The following is a 17152-nucleotide window of genomic DNA, read 5'->3' on the forward strand; positions in this document are numbered from 1 at the left end:
TGAATGAATCAATTGTCGTCGAGGAATTTCTCGACATCCAGCGCGGCCATACAGCCGGCACCGGCGGAGGTGATGGCCTGGCGGTAAACGTGGTCAGCCACGTCGCCTGCGGCAAATACACCTTCAATGCTGGTAGCGGTGGCATTGCCTTCATTGCCACCTTTGATCAGCAGATAGCCGTCGCGCATTTCCAGCTGGCCGTGGAACAGCTCGGTATTGGGCTTATGGCCGATGGCGATAAACACGCCGGCCAACGGCAGGTCTTTGCTCACACCGCTCTGTGTATCTTTCAGGCGCGCGCCAGTTACACCGGTGTTGTCGCCCAGCACTTCTTCCAGTGCGTGGTTCCAGTGCAGCACCACGTTGCCGTTGGCTGCTTTGTCGAACAGCTTGTCCTGAAGAATCTTTTCCGAGCGCAGCTTGTCGCGGCGATGCACCAGGTGCACTTCTTTGGCGATATTCGACAGGTACAGCGCTTCTTCAACGGCGGTATTGCCGCCGCCAATCACCGCTACTACCTGGTTGCGATAGAAGAAACCGTCACAGGTGGCGCACGCCGATACACCCTTGCCGGAAAACGCTTCTTCGGACGGCAGGCCCAGGTACTGCGCCGATGCACCCGTGGCGATAATCAGTGCGTCACAGGTGTAGGTACCACTGTCGCCTTTCAGAGTGAAAGGGCGGGACTGCAACTCGGCGGTGTGAATGTGGTCGTAGACGATCTCGGTTTCAAAGCGCTCGGCGTGCTTTTGCATGCGTTCCATCAGCGCCGGGCCGGTCAGACCTTCAACATCGCCAGGCCAGTTGTCCACTTCGGTGGTGGTGGTCAGCTGACCGCCGGGCTGGATGCCGGTAATGATCACGGGCTTGAGGTTGGCGCGGGCAGCGTAAACGGCAGCGCTATAACCGGCAGGGCCAGAGCCCAGGATGATCAAGCGTGAATGCTTGACTTCGCTCATAAAAACACCTCATAAGCCTTTGTCACAAAAGAGAATGCATGCTCCAATTGAGCCGCACGGAAGATATTGGCGGATATGCTACACCGAAGCGGGCGAAGAGCGGGAGTCAACCGCTATAGCTGTTTATGCATACAGCTTGGTCTGGTATGGTGCGGTTAAACCCGTACAATTGCTGCATATTTTGCCGTTAACCAATTATTCGGCGCCTCTGGCGCAGGAACAGATGCGTTTTGAAGAAATCTAGCCCAACCGCACAAGCCCCTATCTGGCGTCAGCAGCTGCCTTATCGACTTAAAGAAGGCGCGCTGATTGGCCTGGGCGCACTTTGCCTTTATCTCTGGATGGCCCTGCTGACCTACGATGCGGCCGATCCCGGCTGGACGCACACCAGCAATGTCGAACAGGTACAGAACGCCGCCGGCCGCGCCGGTGCCTGGTTTGCCGACATCCTGTTTATGGCGCTGGGCTATTTTGCCTATCTGTTCCCGCTGCTGTTGGCGGTAAAAACCCTGCAGGTATTTCGCGCCCGCCATCAGCCGTGGCAATGGAGCGGTTGGCTGTTTTCCTGGCGGCTGATCGGCCTGGTTTTTTTGGTGCTATCCGGTGCCGCGCTGGCCTATATCCATTTCTATGCCAGTTCCAGCATGCCGGCCTCTGCAGGCGGCGCGCTGGGCGAAAGTCTGGGTGTGCTGGCGATTAATACGCTGAATGTGCAGGGCAGCACGCTGCTGCTGATCGCGCTATTTCTCTTCGGTTTGACAGTCTTCACTGACCTGTCCTGGTTCAAGGTGATGGACCTGACCGGGAAAATCACCCTCGACCTGATCGAGCTGATCCAGAGTCTGGCCAACCGTTGGTGGAGTGCGCGGGCTGAACGTAAGCAGTTGGTGGCGCAGTTACGGGAAGTTGATGAGCGCGTCAGTGAAGTCTCCGCACCAATCGTGCTGGATCGCCGTGAGCAGGCCAAGGTCAAAGAACGCCTGATCGAGCGCGAAGAGTCGCTGAACAAACACATGAGTGAGCGGGTGAACCGCCCAGCCCCAGTGATCACGCCGCCGACCGCCCCGAAAGCACCTGAGCCGAGCAAGCGCGTGCTCAAAGAGAAACAGGTCAATCTGTTTGAAGACAGTGCCCTAGCCGGCAGCCTTCCGCCGATTTCGATCCTCGATGTGGCAGAGAAGGTTCAGAAGAAATATTCGCCTGAACATCTGGAAGCCATGTCGCGCTTGCTTGAGATCAAACTCAAGGAGTTTGGTGTCGAGGTTATCGTCGAGTCCGTGCATCCTGGTCCGGTAATTACCCGTTTCGAGATCCAGCCGGCGGCAGGGATCAAGGTCAGCCGTATTTCTGGCCTGGCCAAGGATCTTGCGCGCTCGATGGCGATTATCAGCGTACGCGTGGTGGAAGTGATTCCGGGCAAGACCACTGTCGGCATCGAAATCCCCAACGAAGACCGGCAGATCGTGCGCTTCTCCGAAGTGCTGTCGTCGCCTGAGTATGACGAAGCCAAGTCGCCCGTTACCTTGGCCCTGGGCCATGATATTGGCGGCAAACCGGTGATTACCGACCTGGCGAAAATGCCCCACCTGCTGGTGGCCGGTACTACCGGCTCGGGTAAGTCGGTTGGGGTTAACGCAATGATCCTGTCGATTCTGTTCAAGTCCACGCCGGAAGAGGCGCGCTTGATCATGATTGACCCGAAAATGCTTGAACTGTCGATCTACGAAGGCATCCCGCACCTGCTGTGCCCGGTAGTAACCGACATGAAGGAAGCCGCCAACGCCCTGCGCTGGTCGGTGGCTGAGATGGAGCGCCGCTACAAACTGATGTCGAAGATGGGCGTGCGCAACCTGGCCGGCTTCAACCGCAAGGTCAAGGACGCCGAAGAGGCCGGCGAGCCATTGAGCGACCCGCTGTACAAGCGCGAAAGCATGCACGACGAAGCACCACTGTTGAAAACCCTGCCGACCATCGTGGTAGTGGTCGACGAGTTCGCCGACATGATGATGATCGTCGGCAAGAAGGTTGAAGAGTTGATTGCGCGTATCGCGCAGAAAGCTCGCGCAGCCGGAATTCACCTGATTCTCGCAACCCAGCGCCCCTCGGTGGATGTGATTACCGGTCTGATCAAGGCCAACATCCCGACTCGCATGGCGTTTCAGGTGTCGAGCAAGATCGATTCGCGCACCATCATCGATCAGGGCGGCGCAGAGCAGCTCCTCGGCCATGGCGACATGCTCTATATGCCGCCCGGGACCAGCTTGCCCATTCGCGTACACGGCGCCTTCGTTTCTGATGATGAAGTGCACCGGGTGGTCGAAGCCTGGAAACAGCGCGGCACGCCTGACTATATCGATGACATTCTCAATGGCGTCGAGGAGTCCGGTAGTGGTTTTGAGGGCGGTAGCGGCGAGGGCAGTGGTGAAGGCAGTGAGTCCGACCCTCTTTATGATGAAGCGGTCAATTTCGTGCTGGAAAGTCGCCGTGCGTCTATTTCTGCCGTGCAGCGCAAGCTGAAGATCGGCTACAACCGCGCCGCGCGGATGATTGAAGCCATGGAAATGGCTGGCGTCGTCACCTCAATGAACACCAATGGCTCTCGCGAGGTCATAGCACCAAGCCCTGTTCGCGATTAATGCCTAGCCCGATCTGATAAGGAGTCCCATGCGCCTGATTCGCATGTTGTTGCTGACCGTACTGAGTTTTACCAGCGTTGCCGCCATGGCCGACGATGAAGTTGCCGTGCAGCGTCTGACCGAGCTGCTCAACCAGGCGCAAACCATCAACGCGCGCTTTTCCCAACTGACCCTGGATGGCAGCGGTACCCAGCTGCAGGAAACCGCCGGCCAGCTCTCATTGAAGCGTCCGGGCCTGTTCCGCTGGCACACCGATGCGCCAATGGAGCAGCTGCTGGTCTCCAATGGTGAGAAGGTTTGGCTGTATGACCCGGATCTGCAACAGGTGACCATTCAGACCCTCGATCAGCGCCTGACCCACACCCCGGCGCTGTTGCTGTCCGGCGATGTATCGAAGATCCGTGAGAACTTCGAGATCAGCCACAACGAGGGCGGCAATGTGGTCGATTTCATCCTCAAGCCAAAATCCAAGGACACCCTGTTCGACAGCTTGCGCCTGTCGTTCCGCAACAAAGTGCTCAACGATATGCAGCTGATCGACAGCATCGGCCAGCGCACCAATATTCTGTTTCTCAACGTGAAAATGAATGAGCCGCAGGACGATGCGCAGTTCACCTTCGAGATTCCGGCCGGCGCGGACGTGATTCAAGAGTAGAAGGCTCAAGGGCAAGAGGCGTTAAAGCGCAGTCATGGATCTGTTTCGCAAGGCTTCCGTTGCTCAACCCCTGGCTGCCCGTTTGCGTGCAGCCAGCTTGGATGAGTACGTCGGCCAGGAGCACTTGCTGGCCCGTGGCAAACCCTTGCGTGAAGCGCTGGAGCAGGGCGCGCTGCATTCGATGATCTTCTGGGGCCCGCCAGGCGTCGGCAAGACCACCCTGGCGCGGCTGCTGGCGCAGGTTTCTGATGCGCATTTCGAGACGATTTCCGCCGTGCTCTCCGGGGTCAAGGAAATTCGCCAGGCCGTGGAAGTGGCGCAGCAACATGCCGCGCAATATGGCCGTCAGACCATCCTGTTTGTTGATGAGGTGCACCGCTTCAACAAGTCGCAGCAGGATGCCTTCCTGCCGTACGTGGAAGACGGCACGCTGATCTTTATCGGGGCCACCACGGAAAATCCTTCGTTCGAGCTAAATAACGCCTTGCTCTCACGGGCTCGCGTGTATGTGCTGAAAAGCCTGGATGAAAGCGCGCTTCGCAAATTGGTTGAGCGCGCTTTAAACGACCCGAAAGGCCTGGGCGAGCGTCAGCTGAGCCTGCCGGAAGAAAGCTTCAAGATTCTCCAGGCCGCCGCCGATGGCGATGGCCGGCGCTTGCTCAACTTTCTGGAAAACGCCGCGGACCTTGCTGAAGACGGCAGTGAGATCGGCAGCGAATTGCTGCTCAATCTGCTCGGCGATACCCGTCGGCGCTTCGACAAGGGCGGCGAAGCTTTCTACGACCAGATATCGGCGCTGCACAAATCCGTACGCGGTTCCAGCCCGGACGGCGCGTTGTACTGGTTTGCGCGCATGCTCGATGGCGGCTGTGATCCGCTGTATATCGCCCGCCGCGTGGTGCGCATGGCCAGTGAGGATATTGGCAACGCCGACCCGCGTGCCTTGACCCTGTGCCTGAATGCCTGGGATGTGCAGGAACGTCTGGGCAGCCCGGAGGGCGAACTGGCGGTGGCCCAGGCGATTGTCTACCTAGCCTGCGCGCCGAAAAGCAATGCGGTCTACAACGCCTTCAAGGCCGCTATGCGCGACGCCGCCGAACATGGCTCCCAAGAGGTGCCGCTGCACCTGCGTAACGCGCCGACCAAGCTTATGAAAGAGCTGGGTTATGGCGACGAGTACCGCTACGCCCACGACGAGCCCGATGCCTATGCGGCGGGGGAGGATTACTTCCCCGAAACCCTAGAACCACGCGAGTATTATCAGCCGGTGCCACGCGGCCTGGAACTGAAGATTCGCGACAAGCTGCAGCATTTGCACAACCAGGACCGCAATAGCCCTAGGCAGCGGAGAAAACCATGATTCGTGTCGCCATGGCCGTTGCCCTCGGCGGAGCCGTAGGCGCAGTGCTGCGCTTTCTCACCGCCAGCTGGGTTGTTGCCCACTGGCCACGGCATTTCTACCTGGGCACCTTTACCGTCAATATTCTCGGCTGCCTGTTGATCGGTCTGTTGTCAGGCCTGTTTCTGCTGCGCAGCGACCTGCCCATCGAATTGCGCAGCGGCCTGATCATCGGCCTGCTGGGCGGCTTTACCACTTTTTCCTCTTTCAGCCTTGAACTGCTCAAACTGTTTGAAGGCGGCCGCCACAACGAGGCCTTCGCCTACCTGCTGTGCAGCGTGGTCGGCGGTGTACTTGCCGTCTGGGGCGGCTTTGCCCTGGCGCGCCTTTATCAGTAACCGCAGCGGCTAACGCGCGGTCTGGCACCCAAGCCTGTTAAAGCCTTAAACTGCGCGGCATTGCGCGTCATGGCCAAAGCCATGCAAACCCTTGTGATGTGTTGAGACCAGAACATGCTTGATTCCAAACTCGTTCGTACCCAGCTCCATGAAGTGGCCGAGCGCCTGGCCGCCCGTGGATTTGTCCTTGATGTTGCCCGCTTTGAAGCGCTTGAGGCTAAGCGCAAGACGCTGCAGACCCGCACCGAGCAGCTGCAAGCCGAACGTAACAGTCGCTCCAAATCCATTGGCCAAGCCAAGCAGCGAGGTGAAGACATTGCGCCGCTGCTGGCAGAAGTGGACCAGATGGGCAGCGATCTGGAGCAGGGCAAGCGTGACCTCGACAGCATTCAGAGCGAACTCGATAACCTGTTGCTGAATATCCCCAACTTGCCGCATGAGTCGGTGCCGGTTGGTGAAGATGAAGAGGGAAACGTTGAAGTCTCCCGTTGGGGCACGCCGAGCAGCTTCGATTTCCCGATTCAGGATCACGTTGCCCTTGGCGAGCAGCACGGCTGGCTGGATTTCGAGACCGCCGCCAAACTGTCCGGCGCGCGCTTTGCCCTGCTGCGCGGTCCGATTGCGCGCATGCACCGCGCTCTGGCTCAGTTCATGATCAACCTGCACACCGGCGAGCACGGCTATGAAGAAGCCTATACGCCTTATCTGGTGCAGGCTCCGGCGCTGCAAGGCACCGGGCAGCTGCCGAAGTTCGAGGAAGACCTGTTCAAGATCAGCCGTGAAGGCGAGGCGGATCTGTACCTGATTCCGACCGCTGAAGTGTCGCTGACCAATATCGTCGCCGGCGAGATCCTTGATCCCAAGCTGCTGCCGCTGAAGCTGGTCGCCCACACCCCGTGCTTCCGCAGTGAAGCCGGCGCTTCCGGCCGTGATACCCGCGGCATGATCCGTCAACACCAGTTCGACAAGGTCGAGATGGTGCAGATCGTCGAGCCGAGCAAATCCTTTGAAGCGCTGGAAAGCCTGACTGCCAATGCCGAGCGTGTGCTGCAGCTGCTTGAGTTGCCATACCGCAAACTGGCGCTGTGCACTGGTGATATGGGTTTCGGCGCGGTGAAGACCTATGACCTGGAGGTCTGGGTGCCGAGCCAGGACAAGTACCGTGAAATTTCTTCGTGCTCCAACTGTGGTGACTTCCAGGCCCGCCGCATGCAAGCGCGCTACCGCAACCCGGAAACCGGCAAGCCCGAACTGGTGCACACCCTCAACGGCTCCGGCCTGGCAGTCGGTCGCACGCTGGTAGCTGTGCTGGAGAACTACCAGCAGGCCGATGGCAGCATCCGCGTTCCGGACGTGCTGAAGCCCTATATGGGCGGTATCGAAATCATCGGTTAATCCGGATTTCAGTTACCTGTGACGGGGCGGCCAGTGCCGCCCCGTTTTGTTTGCCCGATTGAGAGCGTACGTCATGGATTTTCTGCCCCTGTTCCACAAACTGCAGGATCGCCTGGTACTGGTGGTCGGTGGCGGCGAAGTTGCCGTGCGCAAGGCGCGCTTGCTCAGTGATGCCGGCGCGACGCTGCGGATAGTCGCGCCGGAGATTCGTGATGAACTACGTGAAATGGCCAGTGCGCGTAGTGGCGAGGTGCGGCTGCGTGATTATCAGTCGGCTGACCTGCAGGGTGTGGCCCTGATCATTGCCGCAACCGATGACGAACCGCTGAATGCGCAAATCTCAGCCGAGGCCCAGGCCTTGGGCATTCCGGTCAACGTGGTGGATGCACCGAAGCTGTGTAGCGTGATTTTCCCCGCCATTGTCGACCGCTCGCCGCTAATCGTCGCTATCACCAGTGGCGGTGATGCACCGGTGCTGGCCCGGCTGATTCGCGCCAAGATCGAAACCTGGATTCCTGCAACCTACGGCCAGCTAGCCGGTCTGGCCAAGCGCTTTCGTGCCCAGGTCAAAGCGCTGTTCCCGGATGTACAGCAGCGCAGGGTGTTCTGGGAGGATGTGTTCCAGGGGCAGGTCGCCGAAAGCGTATTCGCCGGCAAACTGCAGGAAGGTCAGCGCCAACTGGAAGAGAAAATCGCCGGGATAGCTCCGCGCACCCTTGGCGAGGTGTATCTGGTTGGTGCTGGGCCGGGTGATCCTGATCTGCTGACCTTCCGCGCCTTGCGCCTGATGCAACAGGCCGATGTGGTGCTGTATGACCGCCTAGTGGCCCCGGCGATTATCGAACTGTGCCGTCGTGATGCCGAGCGTATTTATGTCGGTAAACAGCGCGCCGAGCATGCCGTGCCGCAGGAGCAGATCAACCAGCGTTTGGTCAGCCTGGCCAAACAAGGCAAACGCGTTTTGCGTCTGAAAGGCGGTGATCCGTTTATCTTCGGCCGCGGCGGTGAGGAAATCGAAGAGCTGGCCGCTCACGGCATTCCCTTCCAGGTGGTCCCGGGCATCACCGCCGCCTCAGGCTGCGCGGCTTATGCCGGTATCCCGCTGACCCACCGTGATCATGCGCAATCAGTACGTTTTGTCACCGGCCATCTGAAAGATGGCAGCAGCAATTTGCCCTGGGGCGAGCTTACGGCCAGCAGCCAGACCCTGGTGTTCTACATGGGGCTGGTGGGTCTGCCGATCATCTGTCAGCAATTGATTGCCCATGGTCGCGCCGCGACAACCCCAGCGGCATTGATCCAGCAGGGCACCACGCAGAATCAGCGAGTGTTTACCGGTACGTTGGCCAACCTGGCCGAGCTGGTGGCGGAGCATGAGGTGCATGCACCGACCCTGGTGATCGTTGGCGAAGTGGTGCAGCTACGCGAAAAACTGGCCTGGTTTGAAGATGCCGCTGCTCAGGATTGAGCCTCGGTTTTTGCTTGGTCCCTCTGCTTGCAGCTCAGGCCTGCGCTTAGCCTTGGTAAATGCCCTTGCCCGGTAGTCGTTTACGATCGTGCGACTGTTTCAAGTCCAGATGCGGACCTTTAGGAATCACTCCGGTTGGGTTAATCGTGGCATGGCTGGCGTAGTAATGACTTTTGATGTGGGTGAAATCTACGGTCTGGGCGATGCCTGGCCACTGGTACAACTCGCGTAACCAGTTCGAGAGGTTGGGATAGTCCTCCACCCGGCGTAGGTTGCACTTGAAGTGACCGTGGTAAACCGCGTCGAAGCGAATCAACGTGGTAAACAGGCGAATATCTGCTTCTGTCAGGTACTCGCCGGCCAGATAGCGGCGGCTGTCTAGGCTAGCTTCTAGCCCATCCAGAGCCTCGAAAAGCTCATCGAACGCTTCTTCATAAGCATCCTGGCGTGTGGCAAAACCAGCACGGTACACCCCGTTGTTGATGGTGGGGTAGATGCGCTCATTGAGGGCGTCGATCTGCTCGCGTAAATGCTCGGGGTAGAAGTCGAGGTGGTTGCTGGTTAGCGCATCGAAGGCACCGTTGAACATGCGAATGATCTCGGCTGACTCATTGCTGACGATGCATTGCTGCTGCGTGTCCCACAGCAAAGGAACCGTAACTCGCCCAGTGTATTGGGCGTCATCGGCGGTGTAGCGTTGGTACAGGTAGTTCAGGTCATCAAGGGTATCACCGCTGGCACCGTGCTCGGTATCGAACGTCCAGCCATTCTCGCGCATTAACCAACTGACGACCGAAACGCCAATCAGCGGTTGTAAGCCTTTAAGCTGGCGCAAAATCAGCGTGCGGTGCGCCCAAGGGCATGCGAGTGATACATACAGGTGGTAGCGCTCAGCTTCGGCAGCAAAGCCGCCAGTGCCACTAGGACCAGGGGCACCATCGGTGGTAATCCAATTGCGGCGCTGTGCAGCTTCACGCTGAAAGCGTCCGTTGTCGGCGGTGTCATACCACTGGTCACGCCAGTGTCCATCTATTAGTAGGCCCATAGGACTGACTCCGTCATGTATGAACGGTCAGTCTAACTGCTTGCACAGGGTGAAAAGGGTGCAAAACGCGCACAGACCTATCGCTTACTTAGATAAGTGTCGCCTTTCCCAGCGGCGTTTCGCTTCATCGAAGGCGGCCTCACGGTTTTGCCCCAGGCCACGCAGCGCCAACGCCATGGTGCTTATTACTGCAAGCTGGCCGTAATCATCGGCCATTTCTCCACGCCAGAAAGCGGCTAGGTGAGCGGGTTGCAGTGATTCAGGCTTGACGTGGCGCAGCGCAGATAGCGCCGCCCATTCTTCATCCCAGTTTTCGCCATTGGCCGTGCCATACAGGTGGCTGGTGGCGTCCGGGTTGATCTCGATTTCGCCGCCTTCACCCTTGATCACCACAGCGCTATCGCCGAGCAACTGGCTGGCTTCACGGTGTACCGCCTGATAACCGGGATGAAAGATGCTCTGCAGGCCGCAGCGTGCGCCCAGCGGGTTGAGAATGCGCGCCAGGGAGTGAATAGGTGAGCGCAGGCCGAGGATATTGCGTAGATCAATCATCCGTTGCAGTTGCGGCATCCAGTCGCCCAACGGGATAAACGCCAGCTGATGTTGCGCCAGTGCCTGCTCGACGCCCCCCCAGTTGCGGCACAGCGGGATATGCAGGCTGTCGATTAACTGTTCGCTGTACATGCGCCCGGCTGTATGCGGGCCGCCGCCATGCAGCAGGATGCGAATACCGCTATTGGCAAGTGCTTTGGCGGCCAACAGAAACCACGGCAGATGGCGCTTTTTGCCGGCATAACTCGGCCAGTCGAGGTCGACCTGGATTGCCGGAGCCTGCAGGCGCGCGCGCACGGCTTCGGCAAAGCCGGCCATCTCCTCGGCGCTTTCTTCCTTGTGCCGCAGCAGCATCAGGAATGCGCCTAGCTGGCTTTCTTCGGCCTGGCCGTCGAGCAGCATGCCCATGGCCTCGCGGGCCTCCTCGCGGGTCAGGTTGCGCGCACCACGTTTGCCTTTACCGAGGATGCGTACAAATTGAGCGAAAGGGTGTTCCGGCGGGGTTACAAAATTCATAGGCAATTGGTCGGCTTGGGCAGGCCCGCCAGCTTGGCGGCAAGTTTGGCGGGAGCGCCATTGAACAGACGATTAAGGTTCAGGCTATTGCCTTTCTCGGGGCCGATTTTCACAGCAATAAATTTGATCAGCGGGCGATTGGCCGGTGACAACTGAAACTCGTCGTAAAAGCTGCGCACCAGCCAGAGAACTTCCCAGTGATCGGCGCTCAGGCTGATGCCTTCACGTTGTGCCAGGGCGTGCGCGGCTGCCTCGGACCAATCGGTGAGGTCAAGCAGATAACCGTCCTTGTCCAGCGCAAGGCTGCGGCCCTCAACATTCAATGCCGTCATAGCCAGGTGTTTACCTTGTCGTATTGGCAGCTCAGTGCAACGAAAGCGGGATAATCGACCAGCGTAAGGCGGGTAGGGTGCGCAAGGCCGCGGGCCTGCACATCTTCATCCAGAGCATACAGTGCGACGGCTTCTGGCATCAGTTCCAGCGCCTGGCACTGCGCGCTGCCGGCCTGCAAGGCATACACCGCATCACCACAGAGCAGCAGAGCATCCTGGCTGCCGAGCAGACGCAGACAACTGCTCAGGCGGCTATCGGTAAAGGGCGAGTGTGAGAGTACGTGCAAGGTAGCCATCAGAGTGTAATCACCAGGTCGTAACGGTCAATCAAGGCGCTTACCGAGGAATCATCGAGACGCTCAAACGCAAGACTGCTGGAGTGATCCTGCAGGCCGCGTTCTTCGAGGCTGCGCTGGGCAACATACAGCGCCTCGACGCCGAACATCGGCAGAGCCTGCAGGTTGGCGCCGAGGTCTTTCTGTTGCAGGCTGGCTGGCTGTTGCGTGCCACTCAGCTGAAATACCCCATCATCAAGAAACAGCACGGCAATCGGCAAATCGAAGGCGCCGCCGGCCAGGGCGATATCCAGCGCTTCCCGCGCACCGGGACCGGACCAAGGGGCTTGGCGGCTGATGATCAGCAAGGACTTGCTCATCTCAAGGCCCTCCAAAACACACCAGGCGATCCGCCAGCTGCGCCGCTTCGTGTAACTGGCCAAGGCCGGAAAGCTCCCAGGGTGCATCCAGGTTCGCGGCAGTGCGTGAGTAACGCTGCGCTTCGTCGTCATTCAGCACGCCACGGCGCAGCGCAGCGGCAATGCACACCACGCCATCCAGTTGCTGCGCTTGCACAAACTCACGCCATTCACGCGCTAGATCCACTTCATCCTGCGCGCAGACCACATTGCTTGACGCGCTGTGTACGCCGTCCTGGTAGAAGAACAGCCGTACGATCTCATGCCCGCCCGCCAATGCCGCTTGAGCAAAACGCAGCGCGCGGCGCGAGGAGGGCGCATGAGGAGCAGAAAACAAGGCGATGGCGAACTTCATAGCAAACCTGGCAAGCCAATTTGCCGGAATGATAAAGCCTGAGCCGCCAAGATGCGCGCGGCGGGTATAAAAAATGGCTGGGAGTCATTTTTAACGTCGCTAGCGACGCCCCGAAGGGAGCCACGCCATGGCGTGGTGAGCATAAAAAAGCCCGCCGAAGCGGGCTTTTCACAGCAACTTGAATCAGTCGTCGCCGCCCATGATGCCGAAAATCTGCAGCAGGCTGACAAACAGGTTGTAGATCGACACATACAGGCTGATGGTCGCCATGATGTAGTTGCGCTCGCCGCCATGGATGATCGCACTGGTCTGGAACAGGATGCAGGCCGAGGAGAACAGCACGAAACCTGCGCTGATCGCCAGTTGCAGGCCGCTGATCTGGAAGAAGAAGCCGGCAACCATCGCACCAATCAGCACAAAGAAACCTGCAGTGATAAAACCACTGAGGAAGCTCATGTCCTTGCGGGTGGTCAGTACGTAAGCCGACAGGCCGCAGAACACCAGTGCGGTCATGGCAAAGGCCGAACTGACAACTTCAGCGCCGTTGGCCATGCCCATGTAGCGATTGAGGATTGGACCGAGGGTGTAGCCCATAAAACCGGTCAGGGCGAGGGTAGAAACCAGGCCCCAGGCTGAGTTACGCAGTTTAGCGGTGAGGAAGAACAGGCCGTAAAAGCCGATCAGCACCACGAAGATATTCGGATAAGGCACATTGGCGCGCTGCGCGATGTACGCCACCAGGCCGCTAAAGGCCAGGGTGATGGCCAGCAGGCCATACGTGTTGCGCAAGACGCGGCTGACTTCTTGCTGCTCAACCTGCGTATGGTCAAGTGCATAATTGTGTTCGTTCATGGCGACACTCCTGAAATGGCTGATGGTTCCGTGACCAAGGTCAGGCCCGATCATAGCAGAGGCAGATAAAGAGCCAACACGCAGAGTTTGACAGCGTGTTGCGTTCGGGTAAGATTGCCGCCCGCGAACGCCGGAAGCGTGGCAGAGCGGTTGAATGCAACGGTCTTGAAAACCGTCGAAGGGGAAACTCTTCCGTGAGTTCGAATCTCACCGCTTCCGCCATATTCCTCTGGCCGTCACCCTGGCGCACAGCTTTATTGGCGCTTGCATTTTGACGGTTATGCGCCAAGCTGGGATTCATTAAATCTCCAGCCTTTCAACCCAACCAGCCGCTCTTGCCGGCTGATGCATACGGGGTGTCGCTTGATCAGGGTGCTAGTAGTTGATGACCACGACCTGGTACGTACCGGCATCACGCGCATGCTGGCTGATATCGACGGTTTGCATGTGGTTGGCCAAGCTGAGTCTGGCGAAGAGTCCCTGAAGAAAGCCCGCGAACTGAAGCCCGATGTTGTCCTGATGGACATCAAGATGCCGGGCATCGGTGGTCTCGAGGCCACGCGCAAACTGATTCGCAGCCATCCCGATCTTAAAGTCGTCGCAGTAACCGTGTGCGAAGAAGACCCGTTCCCCACGCGCTTGCTGCAAGCTGGCGCCGCCGGTTACCTGACCAAGGGTGCCGCGCTGGAAGAAATGGTCCAGGCCATCCGCATGGTGTTCAGCGGCCAGCGTTATATCAGCCCGCAGATTGCCCAGCAGCTGGCCCTCAAGTCGTTCCAGCCGCAGAGCAGCAATTCGCCTTTCGATTTGCTTTCTGAGCGCGAAATCCAAATCGCCCTGATGATCGCCGGCTGTCAGAAGGTTCAGGCCATTTCCGACAAGCTTTGCCTGTCGCCGAAAACCGTGAATACCTACCGCTATCGCATCTTCGAGAAGCTGTCGATTACCAGCGATGTCGAGCTGGCCCTGCTGGCCGTGCGTCACGGCATGATTGATGCCAGCAGCTGACGACAGTCGCGCCGCTTTCGATTCCAGCGCGTTTCTCTCCACTTGCAGCGGGCGCCCGGGTGTGTACCGCATGTTCGATGTGGACGCCAAGCTGCTCTATGTCGGCAAAGCCAAGAATCTGAAAAAGCGCCTGGCCAGTTACTTCCGCCAAAACGGGTTAGCGCCTAAGACCGCCGCGTTAGTGGGCCGCATCGCGCAGATCGAAACCACCATCACCGCCAATGAAACCGAAGCGTTGCTGCTTGAACAGACGCTGATCAAGGAATGGCGGCCTCCATACAACATTCTGCTGCGCGACGATAAGTCCTATCCCTACGTGTTTCTTTCCGATGGTGACTTCCCACGGCTGAGCATCCACCGTGGCGCGAAAAAGCAGAAGGGCCGTTATTTCGGCCCCTATCCCAGCGCCGGGGCCATCCGTGAAAGCCTCAACCTGCTGCAGAAGACCTTTCTGGTGCGCCAGTGTGAGGACAGCTTCTACAAAAACCGTACGCGTCCTTGCCTGCAGTACCAGATCAAGCGCTGCAAAGGCCCCTGCGTCGGTCTGGTAGAGCCTGTCGAATATGCTGATGACGTACGTCACTCGGTGATGTTTCTCGAAGGCCGCAGCAATGCCCTGACCGACGAGCTGTCCAGCGGTATGCAGGCTGCCGCCATAGCCCTGGACTTCGAGCGGGCCGCCGGATTGCGCGACCAGATATCGCTATTGCGCCGGGTACAGGATCAGCAGAGCATGGAAGGTGGCACTGGTGATGTGGACGTGGTCGCCGCCATGGTCAACCCTGGCGGTGCGTGCGTGCATTTGATCAGCGTGCGCGGCGGTCGGGTGCTGGGCAGCAAGAACTTCTTCCCGCAAGTGGCCATCGAAGAAGAGGGCAGTGAGGTATTGCTGGCCTTCCTCGCGCAGTATTACCTGAGCAGCCAGGAGCGCGACCTGCCGAGCGAGCTGATCGTCAATGCGCAGCACGAAGACTTCCCCACGCTGATCGCCGCGATTGATGAGTTGCGCGACCGGCAGTTGAGTATCAGCTACCGCGTGCGCGGCACTCGCGCGCGCTGGCAGCAACTTGCAGTGACCAATGCCGAACAGGCCCTGGCTGCGCGCCTGGCTAACCGACAGCACGTTGCCGCACGCTTTGACGCGTTAGCACTGGCGCTGGATATGGATGAAGTGCCGCAGCGCCTGGAGTGCTTCGACATCAGTCACTCCAGCGGCGAAGCAACCGTTGCTTCCTGCGTGGTATTTGGCCCGGAAGGACCGCTGAAGTCCGACTACCGCCGCTACAACATCGAAGGCGTGACGCCTGGTGACGATTACGCAGCCATGCACCAGGCGCTGACGCGGCGCTTCAGCAAGATCAAGGATGGCGAAGGCAAACTGCCGGACATCCTGCTGGTCGACGGCGGTAAAGGCCAGTTGGCCATGGCCCGCGAAGTGCTTGAAGAGCTCGCGGTGCCGGATCTGATTTTGCTCGGCGTGGCCAAGGGCACTACACGCAAGCCTGGTTTGGAAACCTTGTATCTGAATGACGCCGCCCATGAATTTACTCTGCCGGGAAATTCACCAGCGCTACATCTGATTCAGCAGATCCGCGATGAATCGCACCGTTTTGCCATTACCGGGCACCGCGCCCGTCGTGGCAAAGCCCGGCGTACCTCCACCCTTGAGGAGGTTGCTGGCGTAGGGCCCAAGCGTCGCCGAGAGCTGCTCAACCACTTCGGTGGACTGCAGGAGCTGTCCCGCGCGAGCATCGAAGAAATTGCCAAAGCACCAAGGATCAGTAAAAAACTCGCCGAGTTGATTTATGCCGCCCTGCACAGTGAGTAGAATGCCGGTTCTCTTTACCGCCAAGTTGTGTCGATGAATATCCCCAACCTGCTTACCGTGCTTCGTGTATTGCTGATACCGGTGTTTATTCTGCTGTTCTATCTTCCCTTCAGCTGGAGCTATTGGGCCGCCAGCGCAGTGTTCTCAGTCGCCGCCGCAACCGACTGGCTAGACGGGTACCTGGCGCGCCGCTGGGAACAAAGCACGCCTTTTGGCGCCTTTCTCGATCCAGTAGCCGACAAACTGATGGTGGCGGTTGCCCTGGTGTTACTAGTTGCCGAACACGCCAATCTTTGGCTGACCCTGTCTGCTGCCATCATCATCGGTCGTGAAATCGTGGTGTCAGCGCTGCGTGAATGGATGGCAGAGATAGGTGCTCGTGCGCATGTTGCCGTATCAAAACTGGCCAAATGGAAAACCGCCGCACAGATGGTAGCCCTGGTAATTCTATTGGCCAATCCGCCAACCTATACCGCTTGGGTTGTACTCGGTTACGCACTATTGATCATTGCCGCGGTACTGACTCTATGGTCGATGGCGCAGTACCTGCTGGCCGCATGGCCACACCTGCGAATCACTGCGGAAAAGAAATAAGCTTTTTTGAATCAAGGGCTTGACGCGCCGTTCTGAAGCTATAGAATGGCGGCCGTCAGCACGACAAGCGGGAATAGCTCAGTTGGTAGAGCACGACCTTGCCAAGGTCGGGGTCGCGAGTTCGAGTCTCGTTTCCCGCTCCATTTTCAACGGGCCGTTTTACACGGTCCGTTTAGTTTCAAGGCTGAGTAGCAGAGTGGTTATGCACCGGATTGCAAATCCGTGAACGCCGGTTCGATTCCGACCTCAGCCTCCAATTAGAAAAGCCTCGTAGATCACTGATTTACGAGGCTTTTTCATTTAAGCTTGAACCCTTGCGAGGTATTCAAGGGCTGTATATAGTCCAAGCCTTGCAACGTAGCGCTACCGCCCGAATGGCGAAATCGGTAGACGCAAGGGACTTAAAATCCCTCGAGGGTAACCTCGTGCCGGTTCGATTCCGGCTTCGGGCACCATGTACATGATTTCAGATATTCGCCCGCGAATCTGAAACTCACCAAAACCGGCCTTAGTGCCGGTTTTTTTG

Annotated in this window: 18 protein-coding genes and 4 tRNA genes; 14 read left to right on the top strand and 8 right to left on the bottom strand. The window is 58.5% G+C overall.

The annotated features are described in order from the left end of the window. Positions 1-8: 8 nt before the first annotated feature. The gene (gene trxB / locus AACX99_RS09330; protein ID WP_090253685.1) at positions 9-959 is read right to left on the bottom strand and encodes a thioredoxin-disulfide reductase; all 951 of its coding nucleotides are present in this window, start codon (positions 957-959) and stop codon (positions 9-11) included. Here trxB and AACX99_RS09335 point away from each other — a divergent pair. From AACX99_RS09335 to cysG, 7 genes are all read left to right on the top strand, one after another. After that, positions 928-1203: a hypothetical protein gene (locus AACX99_RS09335; RefSeq protein WP_339411230.1), complete on the top strand. Its 276-nt coding sequence runs from the start codon at positions 928-930 to the stop codon at positions 1201-1203. The genes trxB and AACX99_RS09335 overlap by 32 nt on opposite strands. Then, positions 1190-3595, top strand: a complete 2406-nt coding sequence (gene ftsK / locus AACX99_RS09340) for a DNA translocase FtsK (protein ID WP_339411231.1) — start codon at positions 1190-1192, stop codon at positions 3593-3595. Before AACX99_RS09335 ends, ftsK begins: the two co-directional genes overlap by 14 nt. A 28-nt stretch (positions 3596-3623) precedes the next feature. Next, a complete protein-coding gene (gene lolA, locus AACX99_RS09345; protein WP_339411233.1) occupies positions 3624-4250 on the top strand; it encodes an outer membrane lipoprotein chaperone LolA in 627 nt (208 codons plus the stop codon). A 34-nt stretch (positions 4251-4284) separates the two neighbouring features. Next, positions 4285-5610, top strand: a complete 1326-nt coding sequence (locus AACX99_RS09350) for a replication-associated recombination protein A (protein WP_339411234.1) — start codon at positions 4285-4287, stop codon at positions 5608-5610. Further along, positions 5607-5987 carry a fluoride efflux transporter CrcB gene (gene crcB / locus AACX99_RS09355; protein ID WP_339411236.1) on the top strand — a complete coding sequence of 127 codons (381 nt, stop codon included), beginning with the start codon at positions 5607-5609 and terminating at the stop codon, positions 5985-5987. The genes AACX99_RS09350 and crcB overlap by 4 nt, the downstream gene beginning before the upstream one ends. Positions 5988-6101: 114 nt before the next feature. Beyond that, positions 6102-7382 (top strand): serine--tRNA ligase, encoded by a 1281-nt coding sequence (gene serS, locus AACX99_RS09360; protein ID WP_339411238.1) that lies wholly within the window; start codon positions 6102-6104, stop codon positions 7380-7382. A gap of 73 nt (positions 7383-7455) precedes the next feature. Next, entirely contained in the window at positions 7456-8850 is a 1395-nt protein-coding gene (cysG, locus tag AACX99_RS09365; RefSeq protein ID WP_339411239.1) for a siroheme synthase CysG, read from the top strand. 46 nt (positions 8851-8896) lie between these two features. Here cysG and AACX99_RS09370 read toward each other — a convergent pair whose 3' ends face one another. The 7 genes from AACX99_RS09370 to AACX99_RS09400 form a co-directional block, all read right to left on the bottom strand. Next, positions 8897-9895: a glutathione S-transferase family protein gene (locus AACX99_RS09370; protein WP_339411241.1), complete on the bottom strand. Its 999-nt coding sequence runs from the start codon at positions 9893-9895 to the stop codon at positions 8897-8899. A gap of 84 nt (positions 9896-9979) precedes the next feature. After that, on the bottom strand, positions 9980-10963 hold the full coding sequence (locus AACX99_RS09375; RefSeq protein WP_339411243.1) for a glycosyl transferase family protein: 984 nt from the start codon (positions 10961-10963) through the stop codon (positions 9980-9982). After that, positions 10960-11295, bottom strand: coding sequence for a TusE/DsrC/DsvC family sulfur relay protein (locus AACX99_RS09380; protein WP_339411245.1), 336 nt, complete (start codon positions 11293-11295; stop codon positions 10960-10962). Before AACX99_RS09380 ends, AACX99_RS09375 begins: the two co-directional genes overlap by 4 nt. After that, entirely contained in the window at positions 11292-11591 is a 300-nt protein-coding gene (gene tusB / locus AACX99_RS09385; RefSeq protein ID WP_339411246.1) for a sulfurtransferase complex subunit TusB, read from the bottom strand. Before tusB ends, AACX99_RS09380 begins: the two co-directional genes overlap by 4 nt. After that, on the bottom strand, positions 11591-11950 hold the full coding sequence (gene tusC, locus AACX99_RS09390) for a sulfurtransferase complex subunit TusC (RefSeq protein ID WP_339411247.1): 360 nt from the start codon (positions 11948-11950) through the stop codon (positions 11591-11593). Before tusC ends, tusB begins: the two co-directional genes overlap by 1 nt. 1 nt (position 11951) lies before the next feature. After that, positions 11952-12344 (bottom strand): sulfurtransferase complex subunit TusD, encoded by a 393-nt coding sequence (gene tusD / locus AACX99_RS09395; protein WP_339411249.1) that lies wholly within the window; start codon positions 12342-12344, stop codon positions 11952-11954. A 183-nt stretch (positions 12345-12527) separates the two neighbouring features. Continuing rightward, a complete protein-coding gene (locus AACX99_RS09400) occupies positions 12528-13196 on the bottom strand; it encodes a Bax inhibitor-1/YccA family protein (RefSeq protein ID WP_339411251.1) in 669 nt (222 codons plus the stop codon). A 132-nt stretch (positions 13197-13328) separates the two neighbouring features. Here AACX99_RS09400 and AACX99_RS09405 point away from each other — a divergent pair. The 7 genes from AACX99_RS09405 to AACX99_RS09435 all read left to right on the top strand — a co-directional run bounded on the left by AACX99_RS09405 (position 13329) and on the right by AACX99_RS09435 (position 17081). Further along, positions 13329-13418: transfer RNA gene (locus AACX99_RS09405), tRNA-Ser, on the top strand. A gap of 141 nt (positions 13419-13559) precedes the next feature. Then, a complete protein-coding gene (gacA, locus tag AACX99_RS09410; RefSeq protein ID WP_160014285.1) occupies positions 13560-14204 on the top strand; it encodes a response regulator transcription factor GacA in 645 nt (214 codons plus the stop codon). Then, complete coding sequence (uvrC, locus tag AACX99_RS09415) at positions 14191-16032, top strand: excinuclease ABC subunit UvrC (RefSeq protein ID WP_339411254.1); 1842 nt, start codon at positions 14191-14193, stop codon at positions 16030-16032. Before gacA ends, uvrC begins: the two co-directional genes overlap by 14 nt. A 33-nt stretch (positions 16033-16065) precedes the next feature. Beyond that, positions 16066-16626, top strand: coding sequence for a CDP-diacylglycerol--glycerol-3-phosphate 3-phosphatidyltransferase (gene pgsA / locus AACX99_RS09420; protein ID WP_339411256.1), 561 nt, complete (start codon positions 16066-16068; stop codon positions 16624-16626). A 67-nt stretch (positions 16627-16693) separates the two neighbouring features. Continuing rightward, positions 16694-16769: transfer RNA gene (locus AACX99_RS09425), tRNA-Gly, on the top strand. Positions 16770-16808: 39 nt separating this feature from the next. Beyond that, a tRNA-Cys gene (locus tag AACX99_RS09430) sits at positions 16809-16882 on the top strand. A gap of 112 nt (positions 16883-16994) precedes the next feature. After that, positions 16995-17081, top strand: a tRNA-Leu gene (locus tag AACX99_RS09435). Positions 17082-17152 lie beyond the last annotated feature (71 nt).

Source organism: Pseudomonas sp. EA_35y_Pfl2_R5 (assembly GCF_963970805.1).
Lineage (GTDB): Bacteria > Pseudomonadota > Gammaproteobacteria > Pseudomonadales > Pseudomonadaceae > Aquipseudomonas.